This window comes from Candidatus Palauibacter scopulicola, from assembly GCF_947581915.1.
GTDB classification, from domain to species: domain Bacteria; phylum Gemmatimonadota; class Gemmatimonadetes; order Palauibacterales; family Palauibacteraceae; genus Palauibacter; species Palauibacter scopulicola.
The window spans coordinates 53,042-72,765 of the sequence record NZ_CANPWG010000038.1 but is presented as its reverse complement, the minus strand read 5'-3'; the positions used below and the strand labels follow the sequence as shown (position 1 = coordinate 72,765).

The following is a 19,724-nucleotide window of genomic DNA, read 5'->3' as shown; positions in this document are numbered from 1 at the left end:
CATTCAGGCGGTACGCGGACCGGCTCCGTCACCACCGTCATCGCATGTTTCACGTGAAACATCGGGTCCCGCGGACCCGGTCGCCCGGGTCACCAGAGCGCCATATATTCGGGGCTTCGCTTGCAGTCCGTGGCAAACCCCTGCGAAACGCATTCGCCGCTCGAACACAGCAGGGCTTTTGTCACCACAGGCTGCCGGGAGTGTGGTCGGTTCATGTCGCCGGGTGCGGCGATCAGCGAGGGGTGGATTGATTTGGGTCGGGTGATCGCGATTGCGAATCAGAAGGGCGGGGTCGGCAAGACCACCACCGCGATCAACCTCGGCGCCTCGCTGGCGATCGCGGAGCGCAACACCCTCGTCATCGATTGCGACCCGCAGGGCAACGCGACGTCCGGCTTCGGGCTGCGCAAGGACGGAGACGTCCCCAGCGTGTACGACTGCCTCGTAAACGGACAACCGCTTCAGGCGGCCGTCCGGCCGGAAGTTCACTTCCCGTGTCTGTCCGTGGTCTCTGCGAGCCGCGACCTGACGGGCGCCGAGGTGGAGTTGATCGATCGATCGGATCGTCAGCGAATCCTCGGCCGGAAGATCGAAGCGTTGCGGGATGACTTCGAGTATATCCTGATCGACTCACCACCCTCCCTCGGGCTCCTCACGCTGAACGCACTGGCCGCCGCGGACGCCGTGCTGATCCCGATTCAATGTGAGTTCTATGCGTTGGAGGGGCTCAGCCAGCTCCTGAACACCGTGCGGCTCGTGCAACGCAGCATCAACCCGGAACTCGAGATCGAGGGAGTGCTGCTGACCATGTACGATTCGCGCCTCAACCTCGCGAAACAGGTGGCGGCCGAGGCGCGTGAGTACTTCGGGGGCAAGGTTTTCGATACGATGATCCCGAGGAACATTCGCCTCGCCGAGGCCCCGAGCTTTGGAGAGCCGATCGCGCTGTACGACGTCCTGTCGAGTGGGGCGCGCGGATACCTGAGCTTGGCCCGGGAGCTGATCGACCGGCACAGGAGCGCCCAGGTTGCCCCGTAACGACCGCCGTCTCGGGAAGGGGCTCGCGGCCCTGCTGGGCGAAAACCTCGGAACGGAACGCGGAGCGGCGGAAGCGGAGATTCCGGTCGAAGCCATCCGGGCGAATCCGTTCCAGCCTCGCGGCGACTTCGACCCGGCTCGCCTTGCGGAACTCGCGGACTCCATCCGCGAGAACGGCCTGCTCCAACCCGTCGTCGTCAGGCCCGTGGGAGAGGCGTTCGAGATCGTCGTGGGCGAGCGGCGATTCCGGGCGATTCAGAGTCTCGGCTGGACGTCGGTTCCGGCTCTGGTGCGGACGCTTGACGATGAACAGATGCTTGTGGTCGCGCTCGTCGAAAATCTGCAACGTCATGATCTGTCAGCACTTGAAGAAGCCCAAGGGTATCGGCGGCTGATGCGGGACTTCGATCTGACGCAGGAGGAAGTCGGCCGGCACGTGGGGCGGGACAGGTCCACCGTGGCGAACGCTCTTCGACTGCTCGCCCTGCCCAAGGCGGTGCTGGGTTTGCTCGCCAAAGGGAAGTTGTCGGCGGGCCATGGCCGCGCCCTGCTGGGGTTGTCCACGCCTGAGGAGCAAACCCGCGTCGCGCTGGAAGCCGTGAAGCACGGATGGTCCGTGAGGGCGACGGAACGCCGGGTCCGCCGGGAGCGCCCGGAACAACGGGGGCGGCGGGCTACGCGGAGAAAAGGACCGGCAGGGGGGGGCGATCCCGTGGTGAGGCGAGCCGAACTGGGGCTTGAGCGAGGGTTCGGAACCCAGGTGCGGATCCGGACGCGATCGGATGGAGCAGGCGAAGTCGTCGTGCGTTTCCACGATACGGATGATTTTCTGCGGCTCGTGGCCTTGATGGGAGGGGACGAACTCGCCGCGGAGCTTCGCGAATGACCTTCCTCCGGCGATGGACGCTGCAGTTGGTTCGACGGGATGGCCGACAAGTGCGGTCCCTGCCGCTCAGCCGTGCACGACTGCTTCTCTCGGTGGCGGGTGCGATCATTGGCTTGTTCGGTCTGGGGTTTCTGGGAGGCCTGCTGACGGCTTGGCGAGCCGAGTCCAATCGCGTGCTCGAACTGGAGGCGGAACTGGCGACGCTCGAGAGCGAGCGCGAGAGGACGAACCAGTTGGCGGGTCGTTTGAACGAACTCGAGGAAGAGTTCGGTGTCCTTCAGGCTGCGGTAACCGCCGGACGCCCCGCCGAAACCCCGCCGGTGAACGTCGTGCTGAGGGGAGGGGCGGAGGTCAGTTCGCCGATCTCGACAGAGGCGACGACTCCTGCCTGGCCCCTCACGCAGCGCGGCTTCGTCACCCGCCACTACGGCTCACGGCCTGCCGATTCACGCGAAGGACACCCGGGATTGGACATCGCGGTTCCGACCGGGTCGTACGTGCGGGCGATTCAGGCAGGGAGGGTCGAGGAGGCGGGCGAAGACCCGATCTACGGAAAATTTCTGCGGATTGCGCACGCGGATGGGCTAACGTCATTGTATGGCCACAACGCCTGGTTGTTCGCCGAGGCCGGCGACGCAGTGGAGCGACTCGAGGTCATCGCTCTGACGGGGAACACGGGAAGATCCTCGGCCCCGCATCTGCACCTGGAACTGGCCCGGAACGGCACACTATTGGACCCACTCTCGCTGGTGGCGGACCACAGCGGTCGGGACGACATGGTAGCCCCGGCGGAGAGGAAACCGGAGTAAGGATTGGAGCGAAATGGCTAGAGATTCTCGACATGGCGGGCACACCCGTGAACTGAGCGACGTGGTTTCGGTGGTCGCGCCGGGGATGACGATCCTCGGCGATGTGATGTGCGATGGCACGGTCCGGGTCGAAGGCAAGATCGAAGGCTCGGTCAAGGCGACGAAATCCGTTGTCGTCGGCAAGGACGGACGTATCACCGGGGATATCGACACGCAGGATGTCGTGATTGCCGGCACCGTGGTGGGGACCGTCGTGGGAGCCAGTCGCGTGGAACTGCAGGAAACCTGCAAGATCGAGGGCGACATTCGGAGCCGCCGGGTAAAGCTTGAGGAGGGCGGCCAGATAGAGGGTCGTCTGCACATGACGGCGAAGGCGGCGGACCAACAGCCGACCGCTTCTCCGCGCAAGGGCGCGTCCCCCTCGATCCAGCCGCAGAAGGCCCAGCGCGCGGCCGGGCCCAGCTGAAGCGAGGCTTCCGCCCGGCCTCCCCGCCGCAGGGGTCGCGCCGCGCTCCGCCGTATCGGGCGATACGCTTGACGGAATCCCGTAACCGAGGATGAGGAACACCCTCCTCTTCGCCTTCGCGTTCGTACCCTTGACGCTCGGCGCGGACTGGCTCGTTCGCGGCGCCGCCGGCCTCGCGCAGAGATTCGGTGTCAGCCCGCTCGTCGTTGGCCTGACCGTGGTCGCTTTCGGCACCTCGGCCCCGGAACTGGTCGTAAGCGCACTTGCGTCGCTGGAGGGCCAACCGGACGTAGCCGTGGGCAACATCATGGGTTCCACGGCCGCGAACGTGGGCTTGATCGTGGGAATCGGCGCCCTGATTCGGCCGATCGAGGTTCACCGGCGGGTCATCGTGCGCGAGACGCCGCTCGTCATCATCGTCCTCTCTCTCGTGATGGTGCTGTCGCTCAACGATGCCGTCGGACGCCTTGACGGACTCCTGCTCGTATCCGGCTGGGCCCTCTACCTCTTCTTTCTCCTGAAGTGGGAACGAGTTGGCGTGTTTGGCACGCCCGAACGCGCTCCCGGTCCGGACGCGCCTGCGCCGGGGACCGGGACCGGTCCGGCGGAGACCGATATCGCGGCGCCGGGGGCCTGGTGGTCGCTCGTACGGATCGGCCTCGGCCTGCCCTGCCTTACCTACGGGGCGCGTTGGCTGCTGGAGGGCGCCGAGGGGATCGCCAGGTCGCTGGCCGTTCCGGAAGCCGTGATCGCCGCCACGCTGATCGCGGTCGGCACTTCACTGCCGGAACTGGCCTCTACGCTGGTGGCCGCCTTCCGGCGCATGGGAGACATCGCGATCGGCAACGTCATCGGCTCGAACGTGTTCAATCTCGGCCTCGTGCTCGGGACGGCCGCGCTCGTGCGCCCGCTCGTTCTCGACCCGACCATCGTCGTCGGCTATGTGCTTCCGGCCCTGGCCTTCTCCGTCATCCTCATCCCCCTCGCGCTGCATCGCGGCACCGTGCAGAGGACGGAGGGCGGACTCCTCCTGCTGCTCTATCTCGCGTACATCGTGATGGTCTGGTGGTTCAACTGACGTGATCGTCCGACCCCATCATCGCGCTCCCCCACCCTCGCGCTTTGGACCCTCCGGTTGCCAAGCGATCTGGTAAAGCGCTAGGATGGCCGTATGGTCGTTTCCGTAAAGATGAGCAGCAAGAACCAGATCGTGGTTCCCAAAGCCGCGCGGGAGGCACTCCGCCTCAGGCCCGGCGACCGGCTCGCGGTGTCGGTGGACGGCGACACCGTACGGATGGAAAAGCTGCCGCCGGACCGGGAGGATCGTCTACGGGGCGTGCTTCGGGATGTCGTCGATGCCGGGGATCTCTGGATCGAACTCGAGGACGCCTGAAATGGTGGACGACGCGAGTCGCACCGGTCTCGAGGAGCACCTGGCCGGGGCGGGTCTCGTCCACGTCGACGCCCGCGTATTTGCACTTCACCTGACCGGTACGGGGCCGACGAGACAAACGGAACTCGCCTTCTCGGGCATCGCGAGCGGCAGGATCAAGGCCCAGACGTCGAGCCTGACTCTGTACCAGGTGCTCGTGGAGGTGTACCGGCAGGGAAAGCCGACCGTGGCTCGCGACGTGGCGCGGCACATGCAACTCTACCCTCGGCTGGACATCGTGTCGGCCAGCCCCGAAATTGCCGTACAGGCCGCCGAGGTACGCGCAAAGCTCGGGGGTCGGCCGGAACGAGCCCTGCAGATTGCGACGGCGCTCGTTTCGGGCGCCGAAGTGTACCTCACTTCAGGCTCGGGACTCCGCCGGATTGCCGGGATGCGCGTGTTGAACGTCGAGGATGCCGGTTAGGGCGAGTCAGGGGGACGCGGCCGCGCCACGTCGCCGCACGAGTCTCACGAGCGCCTTCACGGGGTCGTAGAAGCGGTCGACGACCCGCTCCTTGAGGGGAATGATCGCGTTGTCCGTGATGGAGATGCTCTCCGGGCATACCTCGGTGCAGCACTTCGTGATGTTGCAGAACCCGATACCCCCCGACTCCTTGAGGAACGCGCTCCGATCCTCCACGTCGATCGGGTTCAGACTGTATCCGGCCGTTCTCACGAGGTACGTGGGGCCGATGAACTCCTGGTGCTTTTGGTGTGACCGGAGTACGTGACATACATCCTGGCAGAGGAAGCACTCGATGCACTTCCTCATCTCCTGCGCCCTTTCGATCTCGAACTGCTTCATCCGCCAGCCGTCCTCCGCATCGCGGGGACGCGGCTTGAAACGCGGGATGGAGGCGTTGTTCCGGTACGCTTGAGACACGTCGGTGACGAGATCCTTGATGACGGGAAAGGCCTTCATCGGCGTGACCGTGATCGATTCGCTGTCCTCGTAGTCGGAGAGCCGGGTCATGCACGTCAGGCGAGGTCGCCCGTTGACCTCACAGCTGCAGGATCCACACTTCCCGGCTTTGCAGTTCCAGCGCACCGCGAGATCCGGCGCGTGCTCCGCCTGGATCCGGTGGATCGCGTCCAGCACGACCATGCCCTGATCGATCTCGATCGTGTAGGATTCGAGCCGTCCGTCGTCGTCGGACCCGCGGTAGACCTGGAAAGTTCGTTCCGCCACCTCGCTACACCCCTTCCTCGATGAGCTGCCTCAGTTCCGCCGGCGGCTCCGATACCTCTTCGGTGTCGGTCACCATCCGTCCGTCGGACGATCGGATGACAAGATTCACGCGCCCGAGCGAGGCGTCAGCGTCCGGATAATCGATCCGGGTATGCGCGCCGCGGCTCTCCCGACGCTCGAGCGCGGAAAGCACGACCGCCTCGGCCACGGTGAGCATGACGTCGAGGTCGAGCCAGGTGTGCCAACCCGGGTTGAAGGCCCGCCCTCCGCGGATCGAGCAGGTGTCGAGCGCCCCGCGCAGTCGGTGGATGTCTTCGAGGGCCTCGCGCAGTGCACGTTCCGTACGGGCGATTCCGACCTTGTCCTGCATGATCTGCTGCAATTCCTCCTGCAGGCCGAAGGGATTCCGCCCACCTTCGCGGGCGAAGGGTGCCGTCGCGCCCGCGACGGCCGCGGACAACTCGGACGCCGGGATCTCGGCGAAGGATACGTCTTTCGCTTCTTCGGCGGCCGCGGCGCCGGCGCGTTGACCGAACACGATAAGGTCGGAGAGCGAATTCCCGCCGAGGCGATTGCCGCCGTGGAGGCCCGCGGCGACTTCCCCCGCCGCGTACAGCCCGGGAACGCCGGTCGCCGCCGTCTCCGGGTGTACCTTCACTCCGCCCATCGCGTAGTGGGTCGTCGGCCCGACCTCCATCGCGTCGGTCGTGATGTCGACACCCGCGAGTTCCTTGAACTGGTGATACATGCTCGGGAGCTTGGCCTTGATGTACTCGGGACTCCGCTTCTCCGAGATGTTGAGGAAGACACCGCCGTGCGGGCTCCCGCGGCCGGCCTCGACCTCCGCGACGATCGCCTTTGCCACGACATCCCGGGTGAGCAGTTCCGGCGGCCGGCGGTTGGCCGTGCGATCGCCTTCCACCCAGCGATCGGCCTCTTCTTCGCTCTCCGCGTAGTCCCCCTCGAACATCTCGGGGACGTACCGGAACATGAAGCGCTCGCCATCCCCGTTGGTGAGAACGCCTCCCTCGCCCCGAACGCCTTCCGTGACGAGCGTGCCGCGCACGCTGGGCGGCCACACCATGCCGGTGGGGTGGAACTGAACGAACTCCATTCCCATGAGTTCAGCCCCGGCGTCGTAGGCGAGCGCCACCCCGTCGCCGGTGCACTCCCAGGAATTGGACGTCACCTTCCAGGCCTTGCCCAGTCCTCCCGTGGCAAGGATGATCGTCCGGGCGCGGAAGAGCACGAACTCGCCCGTCGGACGCCAATACGCGAGTGCTGCGGCCACCCGGCCGTCAACGAGGATCAAGCGGAACACCGTGCACTCCATGAAGACGTCGGCCCCTTCGTGCACGGCATGATCCTGAAGCGTCCGGATCATTTCCAGACCCGTCCGGTCGCCGACGTGCGCCAGCCTTCCGTACGTGTGCCCCCCGAACGGACGCTGGTTCATGCGACCATCCTCCGCCCGGTCGAAGAGGGCGCCCCAGGCCTCGAGCTCTCTCACGCGATCCGGAGCCTCCTCGGCGTGCGCCCTGGCCATCCGCCAGTCGCACAACCCCTTGCCGCCCCGCATCGTGTCGCGGAAATGGACCTTCCAGTTGTCTTCGGGACGGTTGTTGCCGAGCGCGGCCGCCATCCCGCCCTCGGCCATGACCGTGTGCGCCTTGCCGAGCAGCGACTTGCCGACGAGTCCCACGGATGCGCCCGCCTCCATGGCGGCGACGGCCGCGCGGAGGCCGGCGCCTCCGGCTCCGATCACGAGGACGTCATGCTCGTGGCGTTCTGAAATCTCCATGAAAAAGTCCGCTGTGCTCCGTTGGGTTCAGAAGAGTCGGGGATCCTCGAACACCCGCATCGCCACCAGCCGGATGTACAGATCCGTCATGCACACGAAGACGAGGCTGAACCAGGCCCAGCCCATGTGTCGCTTGTTGAACCAGCTCACACCCTTCCACGCCTTGTGGCGAGCCTTTCCCGCCAGCGCGCAGGAATAGCAATCGACATCGCCGCCGATCAGATGGCGGAGCGAGTGGCAGCCGAACCAGTACCCGGAAAGCAGCACGAGGTTGATCAGAAGGACGATGGATCCGACTCCGACGCCGAAGCCGTCCTCGAAGAAGAACCCGTGAATCGTGTCGTACGTCAGGAAGAGCCAGATGACGATCGAGGCGTACAGGAAGTAGCGGTGAAGGTTCTGGAGGACCCACGGCAGCCGCGTCTCGCCCCCATACCTTTCGCCGCGGAACTCGCCGACCGCACAGGCGGGCGGGTCGAGGAAATAGGCGCGGTAATACGCCTTCCGGTAGTAGTAACACGTTCCCCGGAACCCGAGGATCACGCCCATCATGAGGATCGCCGGAGAGAACGGCCACCAGTCGATTCCGAACAGGCGGATCTGTTCCGGGCAGCTGGCGGCGATGCACGGCGAGTACAGGGGAGACAGGTATGGGTCGGCGAAATAGTTGCCGCCCTGCAGGACCGCCCAGGTGGCGTAACCGCCGAAGAGGCCGAGCCCCAGCGCTACGCTCAGGGGCGGCACCCACCACCGATCCCTGCGGAGGGTCTTGCCGAAACCGCGATCTCGAACCGCGACCGAGCTTTCCATGGTCTTTCGTCGACTCTTCGTGGGGTGGGGTGGGAACGCGGCCAGCCTACCCGGCCGTCAGGATGACTGTCAAGCGGAGTCGTCCGGGAAACCCTCGAGGTATTCCTGGACCCGGTTGAGGAAGAACGCCGCCATGGCACCGTCGACCACGCGATGGTCGTAGGAAAGGCCGAAGTAGGCCCGGTTGCGGATCGCGATCACGTCATTGCCGAATCCGTCCTGAACGACGACGGGACGCTTCTCGATCACGCCGGTGCCGAGGATGGCGACCTGGGGCTGGTTGATGATCGGAGTCCCGAACAGGTTCCCGAACACCCCTACGTTCGTGATCGTGAACGTCCCCCCCTGGATGTCGTCAAAGTCGAGCGCCCTGCCGCGAGCCTTCCCGGCGAGTTCGTTCGAGCGTTGCGCGAGTCCCAGCAGGCTGAGTTGATCCGCGTCCTTGAGGACGGGCACGATGAGCTCGCGGCCATCGTTGATCGCCACCGCGATCCCGAGATTGATGTTGCCGTGGTACACGATTCGCGATCCGTCGACCGACGAGTTGAGGACCGGGTATTCGCCCAGGGCCTCGATCACGGCGCGATAGATGAAGGGGCCGTAGGTGAGCTTCACGCCCTGATCGGCGAAGCGGGATTTGAGCGAGCGCCTCAGTTGAACGACCCGTTCGAAGTCCACCTCGATCACCGATGTCACGTGCGCCGAGACGCGCTTGGACATGAGCATGTGTTCCATCGTCCGCAGGCGGACCCTGCTCATCTCCTCGACGCGGTCGCGGTCGCGGATCGGCACGGAGCCGAGCCGGACGTCCAGCGTGGCCCCGTGAATCGGGATCCGAAGCGTGCCCGGCGCCGCCGGCCCGGGCGCCGCTGTCTCGGGGAGCGCTGGCTCCGGGGCCTTCACGTCGGAGGCCGGGACCGGCGACGGGACCGCGGCGGGCGCCGCAACGGGGGTGGGCGCTGGCGAGGGGGCGGGCACGGCCGTGGGAGCGGGGGCCGCCTCCGGCCCTCCGGCCGAGATGAACGCCAGAATGTCATCCCGGGTCACGCGGCCGGAGGTGCCCGTCCCGGGCACCTGGTGGATGTCGACGCCGTGTTCCGCGGCGATCTTCCGCACGAGCGGGGTCGATCGAGTCCTCAGCCGCTCATCCCGACTGGCGGGCGCCCCCCCGGCCGCCGGAGAAGGAGACGCGGGCGTGGCGTCCGCCGCCGGTCCCATCGGAACTGCCGCCACCGCAGTGGACGCCACGGGCTCTACGGCCCTCGCATCCAGCGGCGGATCGGCCGGCGGGGCCGAAGGTGCGGCGGGTGCCGCGACCGTGGCATCCGTCTCGATGCGGGCGACGACCGTGTCGATCTCGACCGTCTCTCCGTCCTGCACGAGAACTTCGGCAAGCACGCCCGCCGCCGGCGACGGAATGTCGGCGTCCACCTTGTCCGTGGATATCTCGAACAGATCCTCGTCACGCTCGACCGCATCCCCGACATTCTTGAGCCAGCGCGTCAGCGTCCCCTCCGCGATGGACTCCCCCATCTGCGGCATGATGACATCCACTTTGGACATAGGTGTTCTTCCCCGGCGTACAGCCGCGTGGGTTCAGTAACTCAGTTGCAGGCGGGCCATCGAGACGATGTCCGCCACCTGGGGTAGATGCGCCTCCTCCAGCTCGGCCGCGTACGGCACCGGCGTGTCGAGTGCGGCCACCCGCCGAATCGGAGCGTCGAGCCACTCGAACGCGCGCTCGCAAACCAACGCTGCCACCTCGCCGCCGAAGCCGCCGAACCGCGGCGCTTCGTGCAGGACGAGAAGCCTCCCCGTCTTCTTCACGCTCTCGAGGATCGCGGCGCCATCGAGCGGTTGCAGCGTCCTCAGATCGATGATCTCAATCTCGGCGCCATCCTCCTCCGCCAGCTGTTCCGCAGCCTCCTGCGCAGTATGGACCATGGCGCCATACGTGACCAGCGTGAGGTCCGTTCCTCCACGATGCGTGCGGGCCTTTCCCAGCGGCGTCAGGAACTCCTCGCCTTCCTCAAGTTCTTCACGGAGTCTTCGATACAGGTACTTGTGCTCGAAGAAGAGGACCGGGTCCGGGTCCCGAATCGCGGCCTTGAGCAGCCCCTTCGCATCTCTCACCGTGGCCGGAGCCACCAGCTTGAGGCCGGGCACGTTGGCGAAATACGACTCGACGTTCTGCGAGTGAAAGGGTCCCGCGCGCACGCCGGCGCCGCAGGGTCCCCGAATCACCAGCGCGGCTCCCGCTCCCGTACGGTAGCGGACCTTGGCGGCGAAGTTGACGATCACGTTGAAGGCCGGTGCGATGAAGTCGATGAACTGCATCTCGCACACGGGCTTCAGGCCCATCTGCGCCGCCCCGATCGCCGCGCCCACGATGGCCGCCTCGCTGATCGGAGTGTCGATGACGCGATCTTCTCCGAATTCCGCGAGCAGCCCCTCCGTAATCCTGAAGGCGCCGCCGTAGGCGCCAATGTCCTCGCCCATGATGAAGACGTTGGCGTCCGCCCGCATCTCCTCACGGATCGCCTGTCGAATCGCTTCGAGATAGGTAGCCACGGCGCAAAGAATAACCGCGTGCCGTCCGCATCAGCAACGTCTCGGCGGCTGTCCTTTACTTATGTGTAAAGGGAAGTTCCGTGACGTGCAGCGCGACACCCGGATGGTCGGTTGACTCCAGCACCGCGGCGAGGGCCACCTCTCGCCGAACGTAGCCCAGGCCGATGGGTCCGAAACGTGGAGAATGAGCGGCGGAGGTGATGACACCAACCGGCTTCGCGCCACCGGTGCCAGAGGACGTTCGAAGTTCGGCGCCCACGAGGTCGCGTGCCTCGTGGAGGGTGTCCCGGGTCCAGCGAAACCCGCGCAGGTGGCGGTTCACATGGCCCCGGTAATGGATGCGCGCGACGACCTCCTGGCCCGTGAAGCACCCCTTGGCAAAGCTGATCGCCCGGTCATCCTGGCCCGCCTCCTGGGCCAATCGCTCCGTGCCCAGTTCGGCGCCGAAGACCGGCAGCCCTCGCTCCAACCGCAGGATCTCCCAGTCTCCGCGGACGGCGGCGGCTCCACCTGCCCGTGCGACGGCGCCCTCCAACTGCCGTAAAGGCCGGTCCTCAGCACGTGATCGGCCGGCGGGGTCGACATACAGGTCGAACCCGGCCCCCTCGATCTCCTCCCGGCGGACCAGGAGGGCCGTCGCGCCGTCACTACGTACGGTTGTCGCTTCGAGCGGAGCCAGTTCGCCCGGCTGCCGCGTAAACGAGATTCCCGCAGCCGAACCCCAGTGTTCGAGCGTCTCGGCGGCCAGCGGTCCGATGAGCGTATGCACGGCAACGCTCGTCTCGCCGTGCCCGGCAAACATTGGAGGCACGTACTTCCGGAGGTGATTCATCAGGGCGGGCAGGGCATCGCCCGGCACGTCCAGCCAAAAGGCTTGCACTCCCGGGTCTGCGGCGTCGCGCTCGAATCCCGCCACGGGCAGGATCCGCAGATCGACGACCACGCGTCCGCGGCGATCCAGGAGAAAGGAATAGACGCCCCGCCCGAACGGCACATCCTTCACATCGTTCGAGGCGAGGCCGTTCACGACGCGCAGCGCCGCGGTACCCGATACGGCGACGACCGCCCGCGGGACGTTCGAGAACAACGCGACACGCTCGACGGCGGCACGATACCCTTCGGACCCGGACCCCTCCGGCATCAAGTCGACGGCAAAAAAAGCTCCCGGGCCGAAACCCGGGAGCCTGGCTCCAACCTGGCCATCAAGCGCAACTCAAAACACTAGTTCGAGCCCGGTCCGGCCCACTCGACGACGAACGTCGCACGACGGTTCTCGATCCCGGTCTGGCGATCCTGCACCCCGGTGTCCTGGTTCACGAGGCGCGACTCACCCATCGCCACAACGCCGATGTTGTCGGCGTTCATCCCCGCGGTCTGCACGAGGTAGTCCCTCACGCTCTCGGCGCGCGCCTGGGACAACCTCATGTTGTACGCTTCGGATCCGGCGCTGTCGGCGGAGCCTTCCACGGTGACCCGGGCCTGAGGGAAGGATCCCAGGATGGTGGCCGCGAACGCGTCCAGAATCGGGCGGTCGACGGCCCGCACCTCGGAGCTGTTGAAGTCGAAGTGCACCGGAAGGGAAACAGCGAGTCCCGCCCCGTGCATGTCGTCGTCGCTGACGTGGCCTCCGAACTCCTGCCGCAGACGATCGAGCCCGCTCCGCAGCTCATCGATATCGCCCTGAAGCGCCTCTACCGCAGCCGTATTCGCGGCGATGCGGGCCTCGTGATCCGCAAGCTGGCCGTCCACGGGCTCCATGACGCGATCGAGTTCCCACTGGCGCACGAGCTGCATGCAGCCCGCAGACAGGAAGGCTAGACCCACCACAACCATCGACACCCACACCCTGTTCTGGCGCATCCTGGCTATTCCTCCTTTTTCCGGCTTATGGGAAGTTGACCCGGAGGCCAACCGAGAGCGGGATCTCCATTATGGAGCTGAACCCGTGCACGTTGTTGAGTTCGCCGTACACATGCGTCTCTTCCTCGTCCGTCATGATGTAGCGGAGGTCGAGTTGGGCGAAGAGCGTGACCATCGGGACGTCCGTCTCCGCATGGCGAGCGAAGTTGAGCCCCGCCTTGATTCCGGCGTTGCCGGAAAAATACGACCCGTTCACGAGAGCGACCGTATGGAGTCCCGGACTCGGGTGGTTCTGCAGCAGGAACGCGTCCGAATCGAGCGTCGAGGCGCCCAGGCCGAAATCGACCGCGACGGTGGCATTCCCCATCGGGTCTGTGAGGTGATACTCGATCCCGCCCGTCAGATGGAAGATCTGGAAGTTCGGGTCGATCGCCCCCTTCGTGCCGAGCATGTCGAGAGCGCCCTCTACCCGCAGCGCCAGACGCGGCTGCAGGAAGTAGGATGCCGCGCCCGAGAAGGACGGACCCGCCTCGGCCGCATCGGCGATCTCGCCCATCGGGATCGCCATCCCGACGCCGCCCTCGAACGACCAGAACATCGGAGAGTAGGGACTCTGGGCCTCGGCCCGGATCGGCAGAAAAGCGAACGCCGCCATCGCGCCAACCGCCAACACCAGCTTTCTGAACACATCCTTCATATCGACCTCCTGCGAGTTATGAGGCTGCCGAGGAACGCGCGGGCTGTCCGATTCGCCACGCAAACCACGCACGAACATCCAACTGCAACCAGCGGCACCCGGCCTCCGATGGCGCCGGAAAAATCGAAGCAAGCTAAGCCCGATGTCGAATAACATGCAAGAGATACAAAGCGGGCTCCGGTGCGTACGGAAACCTCGTTCCGGGGAGGCCGAACAGGCTCCCGGGCATGCGAAGATCCGCGGCTCAGGCGCGGGAGACGTACGCCGCCAATCCCGTCGCGAGGTCGCGCGGGCGAAACGCCGGGAAACGGCCGCGGGCCAGGTCGGAATCGGCGATTCCATCCTGGGTTGCGAAGTCCACGGCGTCGCGCGACAGGATCTGGCCGGGGAGACGCTCCACGCAGGCCGCGGCGAGCTTGACGAGACCTTCCGGGATGTGGAGAATCGCCCGGCGACGTCCGAGCGCCGTCATGGCCGTCCGGACGACGTCGTCCAGCGACAGGACATCCGGGCCACCCGCCTCCAGAGTGAGCCCGTCTCCCGCCGCACCCAGCGTCGCCTCGCATACGAGGTCCGCCAGGTCATCCACATGTATCGGGGTGATCCGCCCGGAGCCGTCCCCAAGCTGGGGAAAGACGAACGGAATCGCGCGAATGAGCGCGATGAAGCGGTTCAGGCTCCGGTCTTCGGGGCCGTACACCCAGGAGGGCCGAACGATGACGTGGGCGAGGCCCGATTCCCGGACCGATGCCTCCGCCAGCCCCTTGGCGCGATACCAGGTGCGCGCGGAGCCCGGATCGGCCCCGACCCCGGACAGGTAGACCAGCTTGCCTACTCCCGCCTCCACCGCGGCCTCCACCAGGGCGGCGGTGCCGCGGGCGTCGACCTCCATGAACGTCCGGCCGCGGGCGGGCGCCTCCACCGGATAGCCCGGGAACTGGACGGAGAGGATGGCCGCGTCCACCGCGTCCATCGCCCGTGCGAGGGCCGCGGGCCGCCGCACATCCCCTTCGACGTATTCCGCCGGGAGCCCGAGGCTCCCGGCACCGGCGGGGTTCCGGGTCAGCACGGCAACCCGCGCCCCGCGACCGTGCAGCCCCCGGACGAAGGCACGCCCCAGAAAGCCTGTTCCACCCGCGACGAGGACCCGCTGCATCACTTCACCTCCCGACTGGCGCCGGGGCGCGCTTCACCTGAACATCCCCCGGATGACATCGTAGCCGTCGTCCGAGGCGAGACCAATGTCACCCCGATCTTCTGGCCCGGTCAGGGCGGGAGTACAACATGCTGGAACATCTGCTCGAGACCGAGGTGGCCAGGCGCCCGCCGACCGTGCGCTTCAAGGGCCGTATCCTCTTTCTTACCGAGGATCCGGACCTCATCCGCCGCCAACTCGCGGGGGAGGACCTCGACTGGGATCCGTCGATCCCTCTGCGCGACGACATTTCGACCGATGAGATCACGCCCGGCTGGGTCTGCTACCACTTCGACGAGAAGCTGGGGGAATATCCGTACGTGGGCCTCCTGTGCGGCGACGAGCGACCGGTCGGCCGCAACGACATCCGGGAGGGCGGCTTCGTCTGCTCCGTGTCCGGGAAGAGGCGCGGGAAAGGATCCAGCCGGGAGGCTTCGCCGTATGCCGAGCGCGCTGCGGGCCTCCGCGTCGTCATCGGGGAGAACATCGAGCGTATCTACGGGGAGAATTGCGCGAACATCGGCCTCCTCGCATCGACGGATTTCTCCCTCATCGAGAAGATCCGTAGCGGGGAGGAGATCCCGCTCGACGCGTTCATCGGAGACGCGGGGCGCATTCAGCGCGACATCATCGAGTACGGCGGGCTGCTCGACTACGCCGTGGCGAGGCTGAAGGGACTCGTCACTCTCCCCGCCATCACGACCCCGGCGGACCGCCCGCAGACGATCGCGGAGAAGATCATCGCCCGGCACTGGGTCACCGACGCGGCCTCCGGCGCGTTGGGCGTTCCGGCCGTGAAACCGGGCGACACCGGCTTCCTGCGCGCCGACCTTCGCTTCTCCCACGAATACGTGACCCCCATGGCGTCGACGTTCTGGGAGGACTTCGCGGGCGATGCGGGGCTGAACCATACCGAGTCCATCGTCTTCTTCCGGGACCACCTCGCGTTCCTCGACGAAGTCATCACGGAAGAGAGGAAGGCGGCCGGCCTGCTCGACGCGGCCCATGCGCTGCACGACCGCCAGCGGGAGTTCGCGGCCGCGAAGGGCGTGCGCCTGCACGGCGAACTGCCCGACCGCACCGGGAGCGAGGGGATCTGCCATATCATGGTGCAGGACCGCTACGCCCTCCCCGGCCAGATCATCATCGGCAGCGATTCACACACACCCCATTCCGGTGCGCTGGGATGCGTCGCCTTCGGCGTGGGTACGTCCGCGATCGTCAACGCCTGGGCGACCCGCGACGTCCGGCTGGAAGTGCCGGAGTCGATTCGGGTGAAAATCACGGGCGAGCCGCCCCCCGGCGTCGTGGCGAAAGACCTCATCCTCGAACTGCTGCGTCACCCGACGGTCAAGAACGGCGAAGCCATCGGACGCATCATCGAATTCACGGGAGAGGCCGTGGAGGCGCTGTCCATCGATGAACGCGCGACGCTGACGAACATGGCGGCCGAGGTCGGAGGCTTCACCGGCATCATCGCCCCGGACGCGAAGACGGTGGCGTGGATCGCCGGCCGGCGCGGCGTGGCGGTGGACGAGATCCGGGGGCTGTGCGACGGACTGTACAGCGACGCGGGGGCGGCCTACGCGGCGACGATCGAGATGGACGCGGGCGGCATCGAACCGATGGTCGCAACCCCGGGCGATCCCGGAAACGGCGTGCCCGTCTCGGCCCTCGAAGGGGCCGTGAGTCTGGACACCGTGTTCGTCGGGTCCTGCACCGGGGCGAAGCGGGCGGACTTCGAGATGTATGCCGCGGTGGCGCGGGAGGCGGTGGCGGCGGGGAAGCGCGTGCCCGCGTCCGTCCGCGCCTATGCCCAGTACGGGTCCATCGACGTGGAGGCGTGGAGCCGGGAACAGGGCCACGACCGGGCGCTCCGGGATGCGGGATTCGACGTCCTCGCGCCCGGCTGCGGAGCCTGCATCAACGCGGGGCCGGGCGTCTCGACGACGAAGGAGCAGGTCACGATCAGCTCCATCAATCGGAACTTCCCCGGCCGCAGCGGGCCGGGGCAGGTGTACCTGGCAAGTCCGCTGACGTGCGTGGCTTCGGCGATCGAAGGGAGAATCGTCGCGTACGGAGACCAGGCGTGGATCCGCGGGGCCGCCAGCTCCCGGTAGCCGGCGAATTCCCTGACGGCCGGACGGCTGCTAGACGGGTTCCACCCTCACGGGGCAGACCTTCAGCTCGGCCGTGTGCGTGATCGGGTCGTAGCCGCCTCCGGTGAGGAAGTTCACCGGCACGTCGTTGAAGCTGAATGACGCGAACACGGTTCCGGGCGGAGATCGGTCGTTCGCCTCGACCTTGATCCGGACCTGGCCGCGCGGGCTCGACATCATGGCCCAGCCGCCGTCCTCGAGACCCCATTTCGACACGTCGGCCGGGTGCATCTCGAGACGCTCTTCCGACAGGAGGTACTCGATCCCCGCCGCACGCCCGGTCTGCGTTCTGGTGTGATAGGCAGGCAGGCGGCGTCCGGTCGTAAGCCAGATCGGGTATTCCTCCGAAATCGTCTCCGCCGGGTCCCGGTACCGGATCATCTGGAAGATCCCGCGCCCGTTCTCGAACTCGCCCTGGTGCAGGATGGGGGTGCCGGGGTGACCCCGGTGCGGCACCGGCCAGTGGTACTCGCCGTGCTCGATCACATCCCAGTCCAGGCCGGCATAGATCGGCGAGAGCGAGCAGAGTTCGTTGAACACCTGCTTGGCCGACTCGAACTCGAAACCCTTCAGCCCCATGCGCTGCGCGATGCGGGACACGCACCACCAGTCGGGTCTCGCCTCGCCCGGCGGGTCCACGGCCTTCCGCAGGCGCTGGACGCGCCGCTCCGTATTCGAGCACACGCCGTCCGTCTCCGCCCACGAGGTGGCGGGGAGGACGACGTCCGCCAACTGCGCCGTCTCGGTGAGGAAGATGTCGATCACGACGAGGTGGTCGAGGCTCCGGAGCGCGTGCTCGCAATGCTCCCGGTCGGGGTCCGTGACGACGGTGTTCTCGCCATTGATGATCATGGCGCGGATCCGGTCGCCGCACATCTCGAGCGCCGTGACCTTCGTGGGCCCCAGTTCGAGGTCCACCTCCCGGCCGTAGGCGGCGGCGAACTTCGCCTGGTACGCCGGGTCGAGCACGTCCTGGAAGCCGGGATAGTTGTTCGGCAGCGCTCCGGAGTCGCCCGCGCCCTGGATGTTGTTCTGGCCGCGCATCGGGTTGATCCCGGTGCCCTCGCGGCCGACGTTGCCGGTCATGAGGGCGAGATTGCAGAGGCTCTGCACGTTGTCCACGCCGCAGATGTGCTCCGTGATCCCCAGCGTGTAGTAGATCGCTCCGCGTTCCGCCTTCGCATACCAGCGGGCCGCCTCCGCGATCAGCTTCGCGTCCACCCCGGTGATCGATTCGGCCCATTCCGGCGGGTACTCCAGGACGTGCTCGACGAAGTCCTGGCCCTCCGTCGTGCGGGCGGCCACGAAATCTTCATCCATCAGCCCTTCGCGGACGATCGTGTGGGCCATGCCGAGCAAGAGGGCGACGTCCGACCCCACCCTCAACGGCAGGTAGATGTCGGCCATCTCGGCCAGCGCGATCCGCCTCGGATCGGCGACGATGAGCTTCGCGCCCCGGGCCACCGCGCGCTTGATGCGGGTGGCCGCGACGGGATGGCACTCGGTCATGTTGGTCCCGATGCAGAAGATCACATCGGGCTTGTCCATGTCCGCGAGTGGATTCGACATCGCCCCCCGTCCGATAGAGGCCGCCAGACCGGCGACCGTGGGGGCGTGTCAGGCACGGCTACAGTTGTCGATCTGGTTCGTACCGAACGCGCCTCGGATGAACCGCTGCATCATGTAGGCCGCTTCGTGCGGCGCACGCCCGGAGGCGACGCCGTACACGGAATGCCTGCCGTGATTCTCCACCGCCGCCGTGAACCCGGCCGCCGCGCGGTCGAGGGCCGTGTCCCAGTCGGTTTCGTGGAGTTCGCCGTCCTCGCCCCGCACCATCGGATAGGCCAGTCGGTCGGGGTGCTGCACGAAGTCGAACGCGAACTGCCCCTTGACGCAGAGCGCGCCCTCGTTGGCGGGCCCATCCATCGCCGGCTGGACGCCGATCAGCTTGTCGCCCCGAGACATCAGGTCGACGGCACACCCGACGCCGCAGTAGGGGCAGACGGTTCGCGTCTTCTCGGTCTCGCCCGGCACGTCGGCGTTCGCGAGCGCCTTGATGTCGGCGAGGGCGCCGGTCGGGCAGGTCTGGATGCACTGCCCGCAGAACGTGCACGCGGAGTCCCCCAGCAGGCCTTCGAACTCTGTCGTGATCTGCGTCTCGAACCCCCGGTTCATGACCGAGATCGCGTAGTCGCCCTCCTGCTCCGCGCAGACCCGCACGCAACGGTAGCAGGAGATGCAGTTCTCGTAGTCGCGGAGGATGAAGGGGTTGTCGTCGTCCGGCCGGCTGCGGCCGGACCTGGCCCCGGCAAAGCGGCCCGTCCGTGCCTCGTAACGGTCAAGCAGGACCGCCATCTCCTGCGAAGCGTAGCCGGAGAGCGGGTCGACATCCGTGTCGCGGTTCTCGGAGGCGACCATCTCCATCAGCACCCTGCGGTGCATGTCGAGCCGCGCCGAACGGGTCGTGATCCGCATCCCGGGCTCCGCCCGCATGGTGCAGGAGGCGACCGGGTTGCGGGCGCCGTCGAGTTCCACGATGCAGAGACGGCAGCCGCCGAAGGCTTCCAGGCGCGGATCGTAGCACAGCGTCGGGATCTCCTTGCGGTGCCGCTCGGAGACCTCGTACAGGCTCTCGCCCCGACGGACGCCGACCTTCTCGCCGTCGAGCGTGATCTCGAAATCGAAGCCCGTGCCGTTGCCCGAATTGTCGCTCAAACCCACCTCCGGGGGCGCGAGAACCCCGCACCGCTGGAAACTGCCGGGCCCACTAACATGACGCGGCGCGCCCGCTGCGACAAATCCGGGCGCCCT

18 protein-coding genes are annotated in these 19,724 nt (G+C 66.8%); 8 read left to right on the top strand and 10 right to left on the bottom strand.

Features of this window, described 5'->3' with window-relative positions:
* Positions 1 to 261: 261 nt before the first annotated feature.
* The 7 genes from RN743_RS07070 (at position 262) to RN743_RS07040 (ending at position 5,055) form a co-directional block, all read left to right on the top strand.
* A complete protein-coding gene (locus tag RN743_RS07070) occupies positions 262 to 1,038 on the top strand; it encodes a ParA family protein (RefSeq protein ID WP_310778090.1) in 777 nt (258 codons plus the stop codon).
* A complete protein-coding gene (locus RN743_RS07065; RefSeq protein WP_310778088.1) occupies positions 1,028 to 1,924 on the top strand; it encodes a ParB/RepB/Spo0J family partition protein in 897 nt (298 codons plus the stop codon). Before RN743_RS07070 ends, RN743_RS07065 begins: the two co-directional genes overlap by 11 nt.
* Positions 1,921 to 2,733 (top strand): M23 family metallopeptidase, encoded by an 813-nt coding sequence (locus RN743_RS07060; RefSeq protein ID WP_310778086.1) that lies wholly within the window; start codon positions 1,921 to 1,923, stop codon positions 2,731 to 2,733. Before RN743_RS07065 ends, RN743_RS07060 begins: the two co-directional genes overlap by 4 nt.
* A 13-nt stretch (positions 2,734 to 2,746) precedes the next feature.
* Entirely contained in the window at positions 2,747 to 3,199 is a 453-nt protein-coding gene (locus RN743_RS07055; RefSeq protein WP_310778084.1) for a polymer-forming cytoskeletal protein, read from the top strand.
* 91 nt (positions 3,200 to 3,290) lie between these two features.
* Positions 3,291 to 4,277 (top strand): calcium/sodium antiporter, encoded by a 987-nt coding sequence (locus RN743_RS07050; protein ID WP_310778082.1) that lies wholly within the window; start codon positions 3,291 to 3,293, stop codon positions 4,275 to 4,277.
* Between the two features lie 111 nt (positions 4,278 to 4,388).
* On the top strand, positions 4,389 to 4,592 hold the full coding sequence (locus RN743_RS07045) for an AbrB/MazE/SpoVT family DNA-binding domain-containing protein (RefSeq protein ID WP_310778080.1): 204 nt from the start codon (positions 4,389 to 4,391) through the stop codon (positions 4,590 to 4,592).
* The gene (locus RN743_RS07040) at positions 4,555 to 5,055 is read left to right on the top strand and encodes a PIN domain-containing protein (RefSeq protein WP_310778078.1); all 501 of its coding nucleotides are present in this window, start codon (positions 4,555 to 4,557) and stop codon (positions 5,053 to 5,055) included. Before RN743_RS07045 ends, RN743_RS07040 begins: the two co-directional genes overlap by 38 nt.
* Positions 5,056 to 5,061: 6 nt before the next feature.
* On the opposite strand, the gene RN743_RS07035 is transcribed toward RN743_RS07040, so the two are convergent.
* The 9 genes from RN743_RS07035 to RN743_RS06995 form a co-directional block, all read right to left on the bottom strand.
* Positions 5,062 to 5,820: a succinate dehydrogenase/fumarate reductase iron-sulfur subunit gene (locus tag RN743_RS07035; RefSeq protein WP_310778076.1), complete on the bottom strand. Its 759-nt coding sequence runs from the start codon at positions 5,818 to 5,820 to the stop codon at positions 5,062 to 5,064.
* A gap of 4 nt (positions 5,821 to 5,824) precedes the next feature.
* On the bottom strand, positions 5,825 to 7,621 hold the full coding sequence (locus RN743_RS07030) for a fumarate reductase/succinate dehydrogenase flavoprotein subunit (protein WP_310778074.1): 1,797 nt from the start codon (positions 7,619 to 7,621) through the stop codon (positions 5,825 to 5,827).
* Positions 7,622 to 7,648: 27 nt separating this feature from the next.
* A complete protein-coding gene (locus RN743_RS07025) occupies positions 7,649 to 8,365 on the bottom strand; it encodes a hypothetical protein (protein ID WP_310778072.1) in 717 nt (238 codons plus the stop codon).
* Positions 8,366 to 8,500: 135 nt separating this feature from the next.
* Positions 8,501 to 9,994, bottom strand: coding sequence for a dihydrolipoamide acetyltransferase family protein (locus tag RN743_RS07020; RefSeq protein WP_310778070.1), 1,494 nt, complete (start codon positions 9,992 to 9,994; stop codon positions 8,501 to 8,503).
* A gap of 33 nt (positions 9,995 to 10,027) precedes the next feature.
* Positions 10,028 to 11,002, bottom strand: coding sequence for an alpha-ketoacid dehydrogenase subunit beta (locus RN743_RS07015; RefSeq protein ID WP_310778068.1), 975 nt, complete (start codon positions 11,000 to 11,002; stop codon positions 10,028 to 10,030).
* Positions 11,003 to 11,057: 55 nt separating this feature from the next.
* Positions 11,058 to 12,143, bottom strand: coding sequence for a hypothetical protein (locus tag RN743_RS07010; protein WP_310778066.1), 1,086 nt, complete (start codon positions 12,141 to 12,143; stop codon positions 11,058 to 11,060).
* An 80-nt stretch (positions 12,144 to 12,223) separates the two neighbouring features.
* Positions 12,224 to 12,862 carry an OmpA family protein gene (locus RN743_RS07005; RefSeq protein ID WP_310778064.1) on the bottom strand — a complete coding sequence of 213 codons (639 nt, stop codon included), beginning with the start codon at positions 12,860 to 12,862 and terminating at the stop codon, positions 12,224 to 12,226.
* A gap of 25 nt (positions 12,863 to 12,887) precedes the next feature.
* Positions 12,888 to 13,559 carry a hypothetical protein gene (locus tag RN743_RS07000; protein ID WP_310778062.1) on the bottom strand — a complete coding sequence of 224 codons (672 nt, stop codon included), beginning with the start codon at positions 13,557 to 13,559 and terminating at the stop codon, positions 12,888 to 12,890.
* Between the two features lie 244 nt (positions 13,560 to 13,803).
* Positions 13,804 to 14,715: an NAD(P)H-binding protein gene (locus RN743_RS06995; protein ID WP_310778060.1), complete on the bottom strand. Its 912-nt coding sequence runs from the start codon at positions 14,713 to 14,715 to the stop codon at positions 13,804 to 13,806.
* A gap of 128 nt (positions 14,716 to 14,843) precedes the next feature.
* Here RN743_RS06995 and RN743_RS06990 point away from each other — a divergent pair, with 128 nt between their 5' ends.
* A complete protein-coding gene (locus tag RN743_RS06990) occupies positions 14,844 to 16,874 on the top strand; it encodes an aconitase family protein (protein WP_310778059.1) in 2,031 nt (676 codons plus the stop codon).
* 30 nt (positions 16,875 to 16,904) lie between these two features.
* Here RN743_RS06990 and fdhF read toward each other — a convergent pair whose 3' ends face one another.
* Entirely contained in the window at positions 16,905 to 19,634 is a 2,730-nt protein-coding gene (fdhF, locus tag RN743_RS06980; RefSeq protein WP_343219001.1) for a formate dehydrogenase subunit alpha, read from the bottom strand.
* Between the last annotated feature and the right edge of the window lie 90 nt (positions 19,635 to 19,724).

Coding starts and splice junctions, on each gene's coding strand:
- RN743_RS07060 (WP_310778086.1), top strand. CDS start 1,921: ATGACCTTCCTCCGGCGATGGACGCTGCAGTTGGTTCGACGGGATGGC.
- RN743_RS07055 (WP_310778084.1), top strand. CDS start 2,747: ATGGCTAGAGATTCTCGACATGGCGGGCACACCCGTGAACTGAGCGAC.
- RN743_RS07050 (WP_310778082.1), top strand. CDS start 3,291: ATGAGGAACACCCTCCTCTTCGCCTTCGCGTTCGTACCCTTGACGCTC.
- RN743_RS07045 (WP_310778080.1), top strand. CDS start 4,389: ATGAGCAGCAAGAACCAGATCGTGGTTCCCAAAGCCGCGCGGGAGGCA.
- RN743_RS07040 (WP_310778078.1), top strand. CDS start 4,555: ATGCCGGGGATCTCTGGATCGAACTCGAGGACGCCTGAAATGGTGGAC.
- RN743_RS07030 (WP_310778074.1), bottom strand. CDS start 7,621: ATGGAGATTTCAGAACGCCACGAGCATGACGTCCTCGTGATCGGAGCC.
- RN743_RS07020 (WP_310778070.1), bottom strand. CDS start 9,994: ATGTCCAAAGTGGATGTCATCATGCCGCAGATGGGGGAGTCCATCGCG.
- RN743_RS07010 (WP_310778066.1), bottom strand. CDS start 12,143: ATGCCGGAGGGGTCCGGGTCCGAAGGGTATCGTGCCGCCGTCGAGCGT.
- RN743_RS07005 (WP_310778064.1), bottom strand. CDS start 12,862: ATGCGCCAGAACAGGGTGTGGGTGTCGATGGTTGTGGTGGGTCTAGCC.
- RN743_RS07000 (WP_310778062.1), bottom strand. CDS start 13,559: ATGAAGGATGTGTTCAGAAAGCTGGTGTTGGCGGTTGGCGCGATGGCG.
- RN743_RS06995 (WP_310778060.1), bottom strand. CDS start 14,715: ATGCAGCGGGTCCTCGTCGCGGGTGGAACAGGCTTTCTGGGGCGTGCC.
- RN743_RS06990 (WP_310778059.1), top strand. CDS start 14,844: ATGCTGGAACATCTGCTCGAGACCGAGGTGGCCAGGCGCCCGCCGACC.